Origin of the sequence: Pseudomonas sp. UBA4617 (genome assembly GCF_002386445.1) — a bacterium.
Lineage (GTDB): Bacteria > Pseudomonadota > Gammaproteobacteria > Pseudomonadales > Pseudomonadaceae > Aquipseudomonas.
In genome coordinates, this window is the sequence record NZ_DGIR01000054.1 from 25,009 (window position 1) to 40,508 (window position 15,500).

A 15,500-nucleotide genomic window follows, 5' to 3' on the forward strand; every position below is an offset into this window, starting at 1 on the left:
CCCAAATCATTAAAAAGTGACGTCGCGCGCTGCCCGCCAGCCCCGCGACCTTCTGGCGTTGCGCCAGAACCGACAATGGACTAACGGACTCGACCATCGTGACCCAGACCAAGCCCCTCGCCCTGTTGTGCCTCACCCTGGCCCTGAGCGCCTGCGCCAGCAGCACCCCGCCCCAACCCCGCAGCAGCCTGGGCTGGAACCATCCTGGCATGCAACTGGGCGGCGACAACGGCCTGCCCCTGCGCACCGAGAGCCCTTGCCGCAAGCGTGGCTGCGACAACGACAAGCTGTTCTTCAACCCGGGCAAAACCGAGCCAAGCGTCACCACCATCCACCGCGGCTGGTAGGAAAATTCTTCTTTCAGACCGGTAACTTAGGTCATTTGCGAACAATCGCAAGGAAGTGGTTTACAGGCGCCAACCGATCGTTATAATGACGCCCCACTGCCGGTATAGCTCAGATGGTAGAGCAACTGACTTGTAATCAGTAGGTCCCGGGTTCGATTCCTGGTGCCGGCACCATACGCAGTATCAAAGAAGGCTCACCGAAAGGTGGGCCTTTTTTGTTTTAAGTACACTCCGCTCGCTCCCTCCCCAGACTTGACCCCAGTCAAGCCCGCTCCAGACAAATGACTTAGCCTGAAGCCAGCCCCTCATCAAGGCAGCTCACCATGGCCAAGAAATTCCCCACAAATCCCAGCCACCCCGAACGCATCTGCTGGGGCTGCGACCTCTACTGCCCAGCCAAGGCACTGGCCTGCGGCAACGGCGCGAGCCGGACCATGCACCCCGCAGAACTGTTCGGCGAAGACTGGGACAGTTTCGATAACCAACTCGAAAAACCGATCGACCGCGAGCAGGGCACAGCCCCCAAGCACTGACAACACGTGCACAACATCGACGCCCGCCCAGGCCAGAGCCATGACAACCATGCAACAGTCTTTTACCGATTCCCCAGGTTTTCCCTAACCCTGCTTTGCCTATCCTAGGCCGGGTCATCCTGCCTGTGATGGACCCATGAAAAATTCCCTAACCAGCCGCTACGCCTGCCTCGCATTCTGCCTACTATTCACCCTCGCCAGCCTGCCGTTGCTACACACGCACACCTGGCTATGGCCCATCACGCTGATCACCACCTTGCTCAGCCTGGTCGGCCTCAACGACCTGCGCCAGAGCCACCATGCCGTGCGCCGCAACTACCCGATCCTGGGCAACATCCGCTACCTGATCGAAACCATCCGCCCGGAAATCCGCCAGTACCTGATCGAGGGCGACGACGACAAGCTGCCGTTTTCCCGCGCTCAGCGCTCGCTGGTCTACGCCCGGGCCAAGAACGAAAGCGCCGAGAAGGCCTTTGGCACGCTCAACGACGCCTACAAGCCCGGCTTCGAGTTCATCAGCCATTCCATGTTGCCGGTGAACACGCCGGACCCTGCTTCGTTTCGCATCGCCATCGGCGGGCCGCAATGCCGCCTACCCTATTCTGCATCCATCTTCAACATTTCCGCGATGAGCTTCGGCGCGCTCAGCGCCAACGCCATCGCGGCGCTCAACCGTGGTGCACGCATGGGCCGTTTTGCCCATGACACGGGCGAAGGCAGTATCAGCCCGTACCACCACGAACATGGCGGTGACCTGATCTGGGAAATCGGCAGTGGCTACTTCGGTTGCCGCACCGAGGACGGTCGCTTCGACCCGCAGCGCTTCGCCGAGCAGGCCCGCTCGCCGCAGGTGAAGATGATCGAGGTGAAACTCAGCCAGGGCGCCAAGCCGGGCCATGGCGGCATCCTGCCGGGGCACAAGGTCAGCCGCGAAATCGCCCAGACCCGCGGCGTACGCGAGGGTGAAGATTGCATCTCGCCGGCAGCGCACAGTGCTTTCCGCACGCCGGCCGAATTGCTGCAGTTCATTGCCAGCCTGCGCGAGCTGTCGGGCGGCAAGCCGGTGGGCTTCAAGTTCTGCCTGGGCCACCCATGGGAATTCATGGGTATCGCCAAGGCCATGCTGGCCACCGGCATTACCCCGGACTTCATCGTCGTCGACGGCAAGGAAGGCGGTACCGGCGCGGCGCCGCGCGAGTTCAGCGACAACATGGGCGTACCCATGCGCGAAGGGCTGATGTTCGTGCACAACACCCTGGTCGGCCTGAACCTGCGCTCCAGCATCCGCATTGGCGCGGCGGGCAAGATCGTCAGTGCCTTCGACATCGCCAGTGTGCTGGCTATCGGCGCTGACTGGGTCAACTCCGCGCGCGGCTTCATGTTCGCCATCGGCTGCATCCAGTCGCAGAGCTGCCACACCAACAAGTGCCCGACCGGGGTGGCCACGCAAGACCCGCTGCGCCAGCGGGCACTGGTGGTGCCGGACAAGGCTGAACGGGTTGCCAGCTTCCACCGCAATACCTTGCATGCGTTGGCAGAGATGCTGGCCGCTGCGGGGCTGGAGCACCCTTCGCAGCTCAAACCCAAGCACCTGGCGCGGCGTATCAGCCCAAGTGAAATCGGCTTGTTCTCGGACCTGCACACGTTTCTCAAGCCGGGCGAGTTGCTGGGGGGCTCGATTGAAAGCGAGTTCTATGCGCGGATGTGGCGGATGGCGCGTAGCGACAGTTTTGCGCCGGAGACAGGGGACGGGAAAGTGAAGGTTGCAGGGGTGCGGCGCAGGGAGGTGGAGCCGGCGTAACAGTAGAAGCCTGGGGCTGCAGCGCGGCCCCAGGCTTTGATGATCAGAAGATACTGATCGGGTACTCGACGAATACGCGGACTTCGTTGCCGTCGTCGTTGTAGCCGTTCTGCTGCACGGCGTTGTTGGTACGCACGAACGAGCTACGCAGCTTGATCGACAGGTCCTTGGCCGGGCCGTCCTGCACCACGTAACGGATCTGGTTGAAGATCTCGCGCTCTTTACCTTCGCCGAAGCCCTGCGGGTTGGCGACGTTGCGGGTATTGATGTTGTCACCCACCACGTAGGCCAGCTTGTAGGTCAGGCCCGGAATGCCGTAGGCACCGAAGTCCAGGCCGTAGCCCAGTTGCCAGGAACGCTCGTCTTCGGCGTTGAAGTCGGACCAGTACGAGTTGGCCAGGTAGATGGTCGAACCACCGTCACCCACGCCACCGGCGTTCTGGTACCAGCCGTAGTTGTAGCCGGTGCTGCCGGTGCTGCGCTGGTGGGCGATGGTGAACGAGTGCGCACCGTAGGCGTAGGTGGCGGCCAGGCTCCAGATGGTGTTGGAGTCGCCGTTCAGTTCGGCGCTCTTGACGAACTTGTTGTCGATGTCCGACTTGTAGCCGTTGAAGTCCAGGGTCAGAGACTGATCGCTGGCGATCGGGAAGACATAGTTCAGGCCCAGGTAGTGCTTCTTCATCACGTCTTCGTTGTCGGCGGTGTACAGCGAAGCGGTGAAGTTGTCGGTGAACTTGTAGCTGCCACCAAGCACGTTGATCGACTTCAGGCCACCACCGTCACGGCGCTCGGCGCTTTTGCGCGCTTCCTGGGTGAAGCGGCCAGCGTTCAGTTCCAGGCCCTGGATTTCCTTGGAGGTGATCAGGGTACCGGTGAAGCTTTCTGGCAGCAGGCGGGCGTCGTCGTACTGCAGCACTGGCAGTGCCGGCATCTGGTCACCGTACTTGAGCACGGTGTTGGAGATGCGGAACTTCACTGCAGCGCCACCACGGGCCAGGTTGTGCGGCGAGTTGGCGTTGCCGTTCTGGTCCTTGAAGTCCGAAGGCTTGAAGAAGTCGACACCGGCGCCACCGTTATGGCCCTTGCCGCCGTCGAGACGCACGGCGTACAGGCCGAATGCATCGACGCCGACACCGACGGTGCCCTGGGTGAAACCGGAGGAGAAGTTGGCGATGACGCCCTGGCCCCATTCGATCTGGTCGTCGGTGCCGTGCTTCTTGTCACGATTGATGTAGGCGTTGCGCAGCAGGACGTTGGCGTGGCTGTCCTCGATGAAGCCCTTGCTATCGGCCTGGTCATTGGCCTGTGCCTGGGTCGCGGCGATCATCGCCAGGGCGACCAGGCTGATCCTGGTTTTCAACATGTTGTTTTCCTTGTTCCTAATCAAAAACGCTCTGCAATATGACGCCAGGAACCCACGCCCCTTCGTAGGTTCGACGCTATGCGGATCCAGACTGGAAGGCCTGCCGTTAATCAAACGGCGGCACTGACAGTTGCGTGGCCACGGTGGTGGCCAGCAGGCGTTGGCCGAATCCTAGCCGCGCGCGTTTAGAAATGTCAAAAAATCGTGAAATGAAGGTTGATATAACCAAAATCGACGGCGACTTCAGTGCATTTACGTAGAGGTTTGCGCTATCAGCGGGCAGTTTATCCTGGGCGGAATTGGCTTCCTGACCGAGCGGATAATTCCTGCGCAGCTGGGCAAAAAGCTGCTGCTGGCGGGAAACCCAATGCGAAGGATTTTTTACAAACAGATACACATGTAAGAACAAGTCATTTCGAATAGCCATGCAATAGCAAATAGCAAGCATTACCATCCGCACCTCTTTTTCACTTGCTCGATCCGGATGTGCCCATGCTTGTACCCTGCCGTCTCTCACCCCTGCCCTTTGGCCTGTCGCTGCTGTTCAGCGCCGGCCTGGCCAGTGCTGCCACCACCACCCTGCCGGAATTGTCGGTGACCGCCGATAGCGAGCGCGACAAGGACAACCCCCAGGTCCGCGAGGTAAGCACGGCGACCCGCACGGCGACGCCGCTGCGCTATGTGCCGCAGGCTATCGACGCGGTGAAGACCGCCAATGTGCTGGATTACGGCAGCAATACGCTGGGCAAGGCGCTGGAAGGCATCCCGAATGTCAGCAGTGGTGCGGATACCCGTTTCGACAGCGTGCGTATCCGCGGCTTCGAGGCCAGCAACGATTTCTACCTGGACGGCATCCGCGACGACAGCCAGTACATTCGCGACCTGCATAACATCGAGCGAGTCGAAGTGCTCAAGGGGCCGGCGGCGGTACTGTATGGCCGTGGCAGCCAGGGCGGTATCGTCAACCGGGTCAGCAAGGCGCCGGAGCCCGGCCGCCGCTCGACCCTCGAGGCACAGGCCGGCAGCGAAGACCTGCGCAGCCTGTATGCCGACCTCAGTGCCGACCCCAGCGACACCGTCAGCCTGCGCCTGAACATGGGCAACCAGGACAACAACAGTTTCCGCGACGGCGTCCACGGCAGCCGCCAACTGTTCGCACCGTCGCTCAGTTGGCAGGTCAACCCCGACCTGAACTGGCTGGTGCAATATGAATACAGCCGCTACAACCGCACCCCGGACCGCGGTATCCCCGGGGCCAACGGTCGCCCGGCCAACGTCAGCCGCAGCACTACCTACGGCGACCCGCGCGACTACATTGACGACCATGCCCAGTCGCTGCGCTCGCGCCTGAACTACCAGCTGAACGAAACCTGGCAATTGCGCCATACCTTGGGCCTGTTCAAGCTCGACAGCGAGTTCGACAACACCTATGTCACCAACTATGACGCCAGCACCGACACCCTGACCCGCCAGCGCTGGCAGCAGGACCTGAATACCCGCAACCTGTCCAACAACCTGGAGGCCGAGGGCGATTTCGACACTCTGGGCCTGGAGCACAAGCTGTTGCTGGGCCTGGAGATCGGCAACCAGAAGCGTGACCCCGTGCTGTACAAAGCGCCCGACCGCCAGCTCGATGGCAACCTGGCGTTATGGAGTGACAATCACACCGTGGTCGATAGCCGCGGCCTTTACCTTCAGGACCAGATCCGCCTGAACGATCAGTGGCAGGTCCTTGCCGGTGTACGCTTCGACCAGTTCGAAGTGCAGACCACCGACAAGGATGGACGCCGCGAATCACAGGACAGCAATAGCACCAGCCCACGCCTGGGGGTGGTCTACACACCGTGGCGCGACCATTCGTTCTATGCCTCGTGGAGCAAGACCTTCTCGCCAGTTGGCGGCGGCCTGATCGGCATTACCCCGCAGGCGAAGGGCAACACCAACGACACCAAGCCAGAAGAAACCCGACAGAAAGAAATCGGCGTGAAGAGCGACTGGCTTGACCAGCGCCTGACCACCACCCTGGCCATTTATGAGCTGGAGTTGTACAACCGCCGTACCCGTGACCCGCTGGTGCCGGAAAACATCCTGCTCAGTGGCCTGCAGCGTTCGCGCGGTGTCGAGCTGACCGCCACCGGTAATATCACTGGCAACTGGTATGTGCGCGGCGGCATCGGCCTGCAGGATGCGACCATCGTGAAGGACAACAACGGCCAGCAAGGCAACCGCATCAATGACGTGGCCAAGCGCAACGGCAGCCTGTTCATCACCTGGAAGCCGCAACTGGGCTGGTACGCCGAGACCGGCCTGACGCTGGTGGGCGAGCGCTATGCCGATAACCAGAACACCACGGTGTTACCGGGTTATGGCCGTTGGGATGCGCTGGCGGGGTACCGCGCGCAAGACTGGGATGTGCGAGCGGCGTTGAGCAACATTGCCGACAAGACCTATTACAGCTCGGCAACCAGTGCAGCGCAGATCCAGCTGGGTGACCCGCGCAGCCTGGTGGTGACTGGCAGCTACAGCTTCTGATATCTGGCAAGTTACCGGCCCCTTCACGGCTTCAGCCGCGAAGCGGCCGGTAGAGGTTCAAGCAATCGATCAGTGCCACACCGCCATCAGCGCCTGCATTTCTGCTTCGCTGATCAGCCCTTGGGGATATCGTCCGGCAAGCAGACGTCGTGGGTCGGTCGTCCTGACCCTGATGCTTCCATGGTGTTTCAACCACTTCGCCACAAGCTTGAGCGACTGGTGATCCACTGCCGATGGGCGCGAAGCCGACTCACTTGCTGCGTTCATTTCTACACGTACTCCCTGGCCCATGGACGGCAAATTTACTTATGTATTGTTACAGATCTGATCGCGCGGCCTGGCCGAGCTATCGATCTGGCTATCCCTTTGAAATCAATACAAAACATATGCCAGCACGGCCCACCGGATATCGCCCGGGAATAAAAAAGGCCCGTCAGGTGACGGGCCTCTTCCTTCATGGTGCGGTCAACGCTTTAGCGGCGCCGGCTGCTGCTGGGTCAGGCAGTGGATATTGCCACCGCCCAGCAACAGTTCACGACCGGGGATCATCACCACTTCATGGTCGGGGAAAAGCTTCTCCAGGATCGCCCTGGCCTCGGAATCCGCCGGGTCGTCAAAGCTTGGCGCAATGATGCCACCGTTGACGATCAGGAAGTTGACGTACGAACCGGCCAGACGCACCGACGGGTCACGCTCCTGGCTACCGGCCACGTGATCGACACCGGCGCACTCTTCAGCGGTGGCGAACAGCGGGCCCGGGATCGGCATCTTGTGCACGACGAACTCACGGCCCTTGGCGTCGCGGGTGTTCTTCAGCACCTCCATTGCAGCCTGGCAGCGGGCGTAGTTGGGGTCGTTGGAATCATCGGTCCAGGCCAGTAACACTTCGCCCGGGCGCACGTAACAGCAGAAGTTGTCGACGTGCCCATCGGTCTCGTCGTTATACAGGCCATCCGGCAGCCAGACCACGGTGTCCACCGCCAGATGCTCGCGCAATACCGCTTCGATCTGTTCGCGGCTCAGGTGCGGGTTGCGGTTGCGGTTGAGCAGGCACTCTTCCGTGGTGATCACGGTGCCTTCGCCGTCGACGTGGATCGAACCGCCTTCGAGCACGAAACCTTCGGTGTGGTAGCGCTGGCAGCGCTCCATTTCCAGCACCTTGGCAGCCAGTTCCTCGTCGCGGTTCCACGGCGCATACAGGCCGCCATCGAAGCCACCCCAGGCATTGAAGCCCCAGTCGACCCCGCGTACTTCGCCCCGGTCGTTAATGACGAAGGTCGGGCCGGTGTCGCGTACCCAGGCGTCATCGTTGCTGATTTCGACCACACGGATGTTCGGCTGGTCAAGTTGGCGACGGGCGTTTTCGTACTGGCCAGCGGAAACCGCGACGGTTACCGGCTCGAAACGGGCGATGGCCTTGGCCAGGGTCACATGGGCAGCCTGCGCCGGCTTGCCGCCCAGGCGCCAGTTGTCCGGGCGCTCGGGCCAGACCATCCACACCTGGGTTTGCGGGGCCCACTCGGCGGGCATGTGGAAACCATCGGCACGGGGGGTGGAATTGAGGGTTTTCATGGTTGACCTCTGTGGTGGCGGCCCTGAGCCGGACTGTGCTGGGGCGTCGGCGCATTTATAACCGATATATATCGATATTTAAAGCCGCTACGACGGACTAAAATAGTACGAAAGCAAAAATAACCCGATAACAATCGGCATACACGCAAGCATGCCCAACGTCCGAACGGCCCTGATTTCCACCCTGGCCGATCTGTGAATCCATTGCGGCGCAGGGGGACAAAGCCAGCGCGAACGGCTAGGGTCAATACTTAGCTAACCGGCCAGCGAACCAGCATGAATATCATCCCTACCGCAATCCCCGATGTCCTGATCATCGAGCCGAAGGTTTTCGGTGACAGCCGTGGTTTTTTCTTCGAGGCATTCAACGCCCGTGAGTTCGCTCGCCTGACCGGTGTTACAGCGGAGTTCGTCCAGGACAACCACTCGCGCTCCATCAAAGGGGTGTTGCGCGGCCTGCATTACCAGGTACAGAACACCCAAGGCAAGCTGGTGCGCGTGGTGCAGGGGGAAATCCGCGATGTTGCCCTGGATGTACGCAAAAGCTCGCCCACCTTCGGCCAATGGGTAACGGTGCAGCTGTCAGCCGACAACCATCGCCAGTTGTGGATCCCACCCGGCTTCGCCCATGGCTTTGCAGTGATGAGTGACTCCGCCGAGTTCCTGTACAAGACTACCGATTACTACAACCCGGACGCCGACCGCTGCATCCGCTGGGATGATCCCGACCTGGCGATCGACTGGGGGTTGACCCAGCCACCGGTGCTTTCCGACAAGGACAAAGCTGGCCGGCCATGGGCAGAGGCGGAACTGCTGCCGTAACTAGCGCATAATTGCGTCAGACTTTTCTGGCGCCCTTACGTGATGATCGCAAAACCCACGCCCCCACGCCGTCCCCGCTGGCGCAGCCTGGCCTTGCTGGCCCTGTGCCTGGTCCCGTTACTGTGGCCACTGCATCACCTGGCCGAACGTTATTACCAGCAAGAGCTGGCCTCGCAGAACCGCCAGACGCTCGACCTGTACGTGGCCAACCTGCTCGGAACGCTGCACCGCTACGAGACCTTGCCGCAGATCCTCGGCGACCTGCCGGCGCTGCGCAGCGTACTGGCCGACCCGTTGCGCCTGGAGGCGGTGACCAACGCCAACCGCCTGCTCAAAGGCATCGTCGAGCAGACCGGCGCCGAAGTGATGTACCTGATGGACGTCAACGGCAACACCCTGGCCGCCTCCAACTGGGACAAACGTGACAGCTTCGTCGGGCGCAATTTCGCCTTTCGCCCCTACTTCAATGAAGCCATGGTCGGCCGCCTGGGGCGCTTCTTTGGCCAGGGCACCACATCGGCCAAGCGCGGCTACTTCTTCGCCGCCGCGGTACGTGACCGTGAGCGCATCGTCGGCGTGCTGGTGGTCAAGGTCGACCTCGATCACACCGAAACCCTGTGGGGCCGTACGCCCGAGCAACTGCTGCTGACAGACCACAATGGCGTGGTCATCCTCACCTCACGGCCTGACTGGCGCTTCCGCGCCACCCGCCCGCTGACCGAGGCCGAGCGCCAGGCCATCATCGCCATCCAGCCCTACCCGACCCAGGCCCCGCAACCGCTGGTACTCAACCCGGATGCGTGGATAACCCAGACCCGCGACATCGAAGAAACCGGCTGGCAGGTGAGCATTCTTGCCCCGCGCATGCTGGTCGACCGCTCGGTGCAAACGGTGATGGCCATCGGTGCCGGTACCTTGCTGGTACTGATGCTGCTGGCCGGCCTGGTGATGCAACGGCGCCGCCACTACATCGACCGAATCGACTTCGAGGCCCGTGGCCGGCAGGAACTGGAACAACGCGTGGCCGAGCGCACCGCCGACCTTGAAGGCCTGAACACCCGGCTCAAGCGCGCCGTACTGGAACGCGAGAACGCCCAGCAGGAGGCGGTGCGCGCCCAGGACGAACTGGTACAGGCCGGCAAGCTCTCGGTACTCGGCACGATGTCGGCCAGCATCAGCCATGAACTCAACCAGCCGCTGGCCGCCATCCGCAGCTACGCGGAAAACGCCGAGATCCTGCTCGACCACCAGCGCATCGAGGATGCCCGCGGCAACCTCAAGCTGATCGGCGAGCTGACCGGGCGCATGGCCTCGATCATCGCTCACTTGCGTGCCTTCGCCCGCCGTGACCGCCACGCACCGGAGAGCGTGGCCCTGCAGCCGGCCCTGGATGACGCCCTCGCGCTGCTGGCCAAGCGTCGGCGCGCCATGGCCGTGGAGCTGATTCGCGACCTGCCGGAAGCCACCTTGTGGGTACAGGCCGGCGAGACGCGACTGCGCCAGGTGCTCGGCAACCTGTTGGCCAATGCCCTCGATGCCCTGACCGAAAAGGCCAACCCCCGTCGCCTGTGGCTAAGTGCCGAACAACGCGATGACTGCGTCTACTTGTACATTCGCGACAACGGCCCCGGCTTCAGCCGCCAGGCCCTGGAACACGCCAAGGAGCCATTCTTCACCACCAAGACCCGCACCCAGGGCCTTGGCCTGGGCCTGGCCATCTGCGAAAGCCTGATGCGTGCCCTGGGCGGTGAATTGCTGCTGGCCAACCACCCGGAAGGGGGCGCACTGCTGACCTTGCAGCTGCGTGTGGCCGCGCCTGGCGCTACCTTGCCCAATTCGGAGGACCCCTCGGCATGACCACCGAGACACTCATCGACAGCCAAGCCCAGGTCATCCTGGTCGACGACGATCCGCACCTGCGCCAGGCTCTAAGCCAGACCCTGGACCTGGCCGGGCTCAAGGTGGTCGCGCTGACCGATGCCCAGGGCCTGGCCGAGCGCATCGAAGCCGACTGGCCCGGTGTGGTGGTCAGCGACATCCGCATGCCCGGTATCGATGGCTTGCAGTTGCTGGAACAACTGCATGGCCGCGATAACGAATTGCCGGTGCTGCTGATCACCGGCCACGGCGACGTGCCGCTGGCGGTGCAGGCAATGCGCGCCGGTGCCTACGACTTCCTGGAAAAGCCCTTTGCCAGCGACGCGCTGCTCGACAGCGTGCGCCGCGCCTTGGCCTTGCGCCGCCTGGTGCTGGACAACCGCAGCCTGCGCCTGGCCTTGAGCGACCGCCAGCAACTGGCCACCCGCCTGGTGGGCCATTCGCCGGCTATGCAGCGCCTGCGCGAGCAGATCGGCGCCCTGGCTGGCACCCGCGCCGACGTGCTGATCCTGGGCGAGACCGGCGCGGGCAAGGAGGTTGTTGCTCGCGCCCTGCACGACCTGTCCAGCCGCCGCGATGGCCCGTTCGTGGCGATCAATGCCGGCGCCCTGGCCGAGTCGGTGGTCGAAAGCGAGCTGTTCGGCCATGAGCCCGGTGCCTTCACCGGTGCGCAGAAGCGCCGCATCGGCAAGTTCGAGTTTGCCAACGGCGGCACCCTGTTCCTCGACGAGATCGAGAGCATGAGCCTGGACGTGCAGGTGAAACTGCTGCGCCTGCTGCAGGAACGGGTGGTCGAACGCCTGGGCGGCAACCAGCTGATCCCGCTGGACATCCGCATCATTGCCGCAACCAAGGAAGACCTGCGCCAGTCCGCCGACCAGGGGCGCTTCCGCGCCGACCTGTACTACCGCCTGAACGTGGCGCCGCTGCGTATTCCCCCGCTGCGCGAACGCGGCGATGACATCCTGGTACTGTTCCAGCACTTCGCCGACGCCGCCAGCCAGCGCCATGGCCTGCCCCCGCACGCCCTGCAGCCGGCCCAGCGCGCCATGCTGTTGCGCCACGACTGGCCAGGTAATGTGCGCGAGCTGCAGAACGCCGCCGAACGCTTCGCCCTGGGCCTGGAACTGGCCCTGGATGGCCAGGCACCACCTGCTGCAAAACCCGCTGCGCCCATGCCGGGCGGCAACCTCAGCGAGCAGGTCGAGCAGTTCGAGCGCTCGCTGATCGCCGCCGAACTGGCCCGGCCACACAGCTCCATGCGCAGCCTGGCCGAAGCGCTGGGCATCCCCCGCAAGACCCTCCACGACAAGCTGCGCAAGCATGGCTTGAGCTTTGACGGTGGCAGCGGCGGGCATGACGATCACGAGGACCACCGTTGATGAATAGCGATAGCCAGTATCTACAGGCCGTGCTGCACGGCGACATCCCGCTCACCCGTGAAATGGGCCTGGAAGTGCTCGACTGGCAGCAGCACACCCTGCGCCTGCAATTGCCATTGGCGGCCAACGTCAACCACAAGAGCACCATGTTCGGTGGCAGCCTGTATTGCGCGGCCGTATTGGTGGGCTGGGGCTGGCTGCACCTGCGCCTGCGCGAGCTGGGTATCGATGACGGGCATATCGTCATCCAGGAGGGGCAGATCAGTTATCCGCTGCCGGTGACCGGGGCGGCGGTGGCACGTTGCGCAGCGCCGGACGAGAAAACCTGGGAACGCTTCGTGACGCTATATCAGCGTCGCGGGCGGGCGCGGCTGACGCTGGAAACCACGGTGAGCAATGCCGGGAGTGATGAGCCGGCGGTGAGGTTCAGCGGGCAGTACGTCCTGCACCGCTGAACCACCTGTAGGAGCGGCCTTGTGCCGCGATCGGGCCGCAACGCGGCGCCAGGTTTCAGCTTCGCCGCCTGAATTGCTGGGGCCGCTTTGCGGCCCTTTCGCGGCACAAGGCCGCTCCTACACGATCGTGTACGGCGGTCAGATCAGGCTCAGGAAGGCCTGCCGCCATTGCGCATTGGCCGGTAACGCCAGGAAGTGCGGGTTGAGCAACGACTCCCGTGGCGGGTAGCGGAACGGCAGGCCATCCAGCCCGATCACCTCGCCTCCGGCGCCTTCCACCACCCCCTGGGCCGCCGCCGTGTCCCACTGCGAGGTCGGCGCCAGGCGCGGATAGCAATCGGCGCTACCTTCCGCCAACAGGCAGAACTTCAACGAACTGCCGATGTTGGCCAGCTGCAGTTCACCCAGCGCAGCACCCAGCCCGGCCAACAGCGCTTCCTGCTCGGGGCTGGAATGCCGACGGCTGGCCACCACGGTAAAGCGCTCACCCAGCGGTGGCGCATTGCGTACCTGGATTGGCTCAGCGGCTTCGTCGGCTTGCGCACGCCAGGCGCCCAGCCCACGACCACCGAAGTAGCAGCGCCGGTTGGTTGGCATCGAGACCACGCCAAATACCACCTCGCCGTTTTCCACCAGGGCAATGTTGACGGTGAATTCCTCGCTGCCGGCAATGAACTCCTTGGTGCCATCCAGCGGGTCGACCAGCCACCAGCGCTGCCAGCGCTGGCGCTCGGCCAAAGGGATATCACAGTCTTCTTCCGACAGCAGCGGAATCTGCGGCGCCAGCGCCAGCAGGCCATCGGCAAGCACCCGGTGCGCCGCCAGGTCGGCGGCAGTCACCGGCGAATCGTCCGCCTTGCTGGTCACGGCCACATCGGCGCGCCAGAACGGCAGGATCGCCTCGCCGGCCTTCAGCGCCAGCTTGACCACTTCGTGCATCAGCTGCAGGTCGTTCATGCTTCCAGCAACCCCCGCTGGATCAGCAGGTCACGCGCCAGGTACAGCGCCGCCAGGGCACGGCCCTCGGTGAACTGCGGATGCATGGCCAAGGCCGACAGCTCGCGCAGGTTGACCTTGTCGACCCGCAGCGGCTCCGGCTCGTCGCCCTCCAGGCGCTCCTCGTACAGGTCGCTGGCCAGCACCACCTGGATCTTTTGGCTCATGTAGCCCGGCGACAGCGACAGCTCGGTCAGGTGCTCCAGCTGGCGCGCACCAAAACCGGCCTCTTCCTTGAGCTCCCGGTCGGCCGCGGCCAGCACGTCCTCGCCCGGCTCGATCAGGCCCTTGGGCAACGACAGTTCATATTCATCGGTACCGCCACAGTATTCTTCCACCAGCACGGCGTGCTCGGCGTCGAGCATGGCCACGATCATTACCGCGCCGTAGCCATTGCCACGCCCCACCAGGCGCTCGTAGGTGCGCTCGTTGCCATTGCTGAAACGCAATTGCACGGCTTCGACGCGGAACAGGCGGCTGCTGGCGACGATTTCGCGGCTGAGGACGGTGGGTTTCTGGCGCATGGGGCGGCTCCTTGGCGTGAACGGGTTACTATACCGTGGCTTGCCGACTGAACGAGAATTTCCCATGCCTGTTCTTCCCTGGTCTGCCATCGATACTGTCCTGCTGGACATGGACGGCACCTTGCTCGACCTGCATTACGACAACCGCTTCTGGCTGGACCATCTGCCCCAGCGCTATGCCGAGCTGCATGGGGTAAGCCGGGCCATGGCGGAAATGGAACTGCAACCGCTGTTCGAACGTAATGCCGGTACGCTCAACTGGTATTGCCTGGACTTCTGGAGCCGCGAGCTGCGCCTGCCGATTCGCGAGCTGAAACGGGAAATCGCCGACCTGATCGCCTTGCGCCCGGATGCCGATACATTCCTGGCGGCGATTCGCAAGGCCGGCAAGCGCGTGGTGATGATCACCAATGCGCACCGGGACTCACTGTCGCTGAAGCTGGAGCGAGTGGAGCTGGCGCCGTACTTCGAGCGGCTGATCAGCTCGCATGATTATGGCTACCCGAAGGAGAGCCCGCAGTTCTGGGATGCCTTGCAGGCGGATATCGGCTTTGCACCGGAGCGCAGCCTGTTCATTGATGACACCCTGGCTATCCTGCGCAGTGCGCGGCGGTTTGGTGTGATGCATCTGCTGGCGGTGCGCCAGCCCGATAGCCAGGCGGGGCCACGGGATACCGAAGAATTCGCTGCGGTCGAGGATTACCGGGAGCTGTTGGCAGGCCTGTAAGGGCCTCTTCGCGGTATGCCCGCGAAGAGGCCACTGTCAGTTGCAGAGATCAGTCAGGAATACGCAGCACCTGCCCCGGGTAGATCTTGTCCGGGTGCTTGAGCATCGGTTTGTTGGCGTCGAAGATCTTCTGGTACTTGTTGGGATCGCCATACACCTTCTTTGAAATCGCACTCAGCGTGTCGCCCTTCTCCACAGTCACGAACTTCGCCGCCTGGGCCACCGGCCCGGTCACGGTGATCTGGTCATCCACACTGGCCACACCGCTGATGTTGCCCGCCGCCAGGATGATCTTTTCCTTTTCCTCCTGGCTGGCCACCTCGCCCTTGAGGATGATCTTGTCGCCCTCGACCGTGGCACTGATGTTCGGATTACCCAAGCCGACACTCTCCACGTGCTTCTTCAGCTGTTCTTCGGCATTGGCATTCCCCGGGGTCAGCAGATCGATCAACTTTTCCCCCGCCTCTTTCACAAAGCTGAACAGACTCATGACACTCTCCTTGTTGACGTGAAACCGTTGGACAGTGAAGTCTAGGCGAAGAATCGCCGAGCATGCCGGTGCACCTCA

General features: G+C 62.9%; 16 protein-coding genes and 1 tRNA gene. 10 read left to right on the forward strand and 7 right to left on the reverse strand.

Annotated features, from left to right (window positions below):
* Positions 1-98 precede the first annotated feature (98 nt).
* The 4 genes from B4L76_RS22520 to B4L76_RS22535 all read left to right on the forward strand — a co-directional run bounded on the left by B4L76_RS22520 (position 99) and on the right by B4L76_RS22535 (position 2,681).
* The gene (locus tag B4L76_RS22520; protein ID WP_296235292.1) at positions 99-347 is read left to right on the forward strand and encodes a hypothetical protein; all 249 of its coding nucleotides are present in this window, start codon (positions 99-101) and stop codon (positions 345-347) included.
* A gap of 98 nt (positions 348-445) precedes the next feature.
* Positions 446-521 (forward strand) — tRNA-Thr (locus B4L76_RS22525).
* Between the two features lie 149 nt (positions 522-670).
* A complete protein-coding gene (locus B4L76_RS22530; protein ID WP_170027838.1) occupies positions 671-880 on the forward strand; it encodes a DUF3079 domain-containing protein in 210 nt (69 codons plus the stop codon).
* Between the two features lie 136 nt (positions 881-1,016).
* The gene (locus B4L76_RS22535; RefSeq protein WP_296235293.1) at positions 1,017-2,681 is read left to right on the forward strand and encodes an FMN-binding glutamate synthase family protein; all 1,665 of its coding nucleotides are present in this window, start codon (positions 1,017-1,019) and stop codon (positions 2,679-2,681) included.
* 43 nt (positions 2,682-2,724) lie between these two features.
* Here the strand turns inward: B4L76_RS22535 and B4L76_RS22540 are convergent, their stop codons facing one another.
* Both B4L76_RS22540 and B4L76_RS22545 read right to left on the reverse strand, forming a co-directional pair.
* Positions 2,725-4,044, reverse strand: coding sequence for an OprD family porin (locus B4L76_RS22540; protein ID WP_296235294.1), 1,320 nt, complete (start codon positions 4,042-4,044; stop codon positions 2,725-2,727).
* Positions 4,045-4,150: 106 nt separating this feature from the next.
* Entirely contained in the window at positions 4,151-4,498 is a 348-nt protein-coding gene (locus B4L76_RS22545; RefSeq protein WP_296235295.1) for a hypothetical protein, read from the reverse strand.
* 38 nt (positions 4,499-4,536) lie between these two features.
* On the opposite strand from B4L76_RS22545, the gene B4L76_RS22550 reads away from it, so the two are divergent.
* Positions 4,537-6,576 (forward strand): TonB-dependent receptor, encoded by a 2,040-nt coding sequence (locus tag B4L76_RS22550; RefSeq protein ID WP_296235296.1) that lies wholly within the window; start codon positions 4,537-4,539, stop codon positions 6,574-6,576.
* Between the two features lie 69 nt (positions 6,577-6,645).
* Here B4L76_RS22550 and B4L76_RS22555 read toward each other — a convergent pair whose 3' ends face one another.
* Positions 6,646-6,843, reverse strand: a complete 198-nt coding sequence (locus tag B4L76_RS22555; RefSeq protein WP_296235297.1) for a hypothetical protein — start codon at positions 6,841-6,843, stop codon at positions 6,646-6,648.
* 198 nt (positions 6,844-7,041) lie between these two features.
* On the reverse strand, positions 7,042-8,148 hold the full coding sequence (aguA, locus tag B4L76_RS22560; protein ID WP_296235298.1) for an agmatine deiminase: 1,107 nt from the start codon (positions 8,146-8,148) through the stop codon (positions 7,042-7,044).
* Positions 8,149-8,424: 276 nt separating this feature from the next.
* On the opposite strand from aguA, the gene rfbC reads away from it, so the two are divergent.
* Genes rfbC through B4L76_RS22580 form a run of 4 tightly spaced genes read left to right on the forward strand, consistent with a single transcriptional unit; the run spans position 8,425 to position 12,685 of the window.
* Positions 8,425-8,970, forward strand: coding sequence for a dTDP-4-dehydrorhamnose 3,5-epimerase (gene rfbC / locus B4L76_RS22565; RefSeq protein ID WP_296235299.1), 546 nt, complete (start codon positions 8,425-8,427; stop codon positions 8,968-8,970).
* A 42-nt stretch (positions 8,971-9,012) separates the two neighbouring features.
* Positions 9,013-10,827 carry a sensor histidine kinase gene (locus B4L76_RS22570; protein ID WP_296235300.1) on the forward strand — a complete coding sequence of 605 codons (1,815 nt, stop codon included), beginning with the start codon at positions 9,013-9,015 and terminating at the stop codon, positions 10,825-10,827.
* The gene (locus tag B4L76_RS22575) at positions 10,824-12,230 is read left to right on the forward strand and encodes a sigma-54-dependent transcriptional regulator (RefSeq protein WP_296235301.1); all 1,407 of its coding nucleotides are present in this window, start codon (positions 10,824-10,826) and stop codon (positions 12,228-12,230) included. Before B4L76_RS22570 ends, B4L76_RS22575 begins: the two co-directional genes overlap by 4 nt.
* Positions 12,230-12,685 carry a YiiD C-terminal domain-containing protein gene (locus tag B4L76_RS22580; protein ID WP_296235302.1) on the forward strand — a complete coding sequence of 152 codons (456 nt, stop codon included), beginning with the start codon at positions 12,230-12,232 and terminating at the stop codon, positions 12,683-12,685. The genes B4L76_RS22575 and B4L76_RS22580 overlap by 1 nt, the downstream gene beginning before the upstream one ends.
* Before the next feature lie 138 nt (positions 12,686-12,823).
* On the opposite strand, the gene cysQ is transcribed toward B4L76_RS22580, so the two are convergent.
* Together cysQ and nudE are read right to left on the reverse strand one after the other, a co-directional pair.
* A complete protein-coding gene (cysQ, locus tag B4L76_RS22585; RefSeq protein WP_296235303.1) occupies positions 12,824-13,642 on the reverse strand; it encodes a 3'(2'),5'-bisphosphate nucleotidase CysQ in 819 nt (272 codons plus the stop codon).
* The gene (nudE, locus tag B4L76_RS22590; RefSeq protein WP_296235304.1) at positions 13,639-14,205 is read right to left on the reverse strand and encodes an ADP compounds hydrolase NudE; all 567 of its coding nucleotides are present in this window, start codon (positions 14,203-14,205) and stop codon (positions 13,639-13,641) included. The genes cysQ and nudE overlap by 4 nt, the downstream gene beginning before the upstream one ends.
* 64 nt (positions 14,206-14,269) lie before the next feature.
* Here nudE and yrfG point away from each other — a divergent pair, with 64 nt between their 5' ends.
* The gene (gene yrfG / locus B4L76_RS22595; RefSeq protein WP_296235305.1) at positions 14,270-14,932 is read left to right on the forward strand and encodes a GMP/IMP nucleotidase; all 663 of its coding nucleotides are present in this window, start codon (positions 14,270-14,272) and stop codon (positions 14,930-14,932) included.
* A gap of 49 nt (positions 14,933-14,981) precedes the next feature.
* On the opposite strand, the gene lysM is transcribed toward yrfG, so the two are convergent.
* Entirely contained in the window at positions 14,982-15,422 is a 441-nt protein-coding gene (gene lysM, locus B4L76_RS22600) for a peptidoglycan-binding protein LysM (protein WP_296235306.1), read from the reverse strand.
* Positions 15,423-15,500 lie beyond the last annotated feature (78 nt).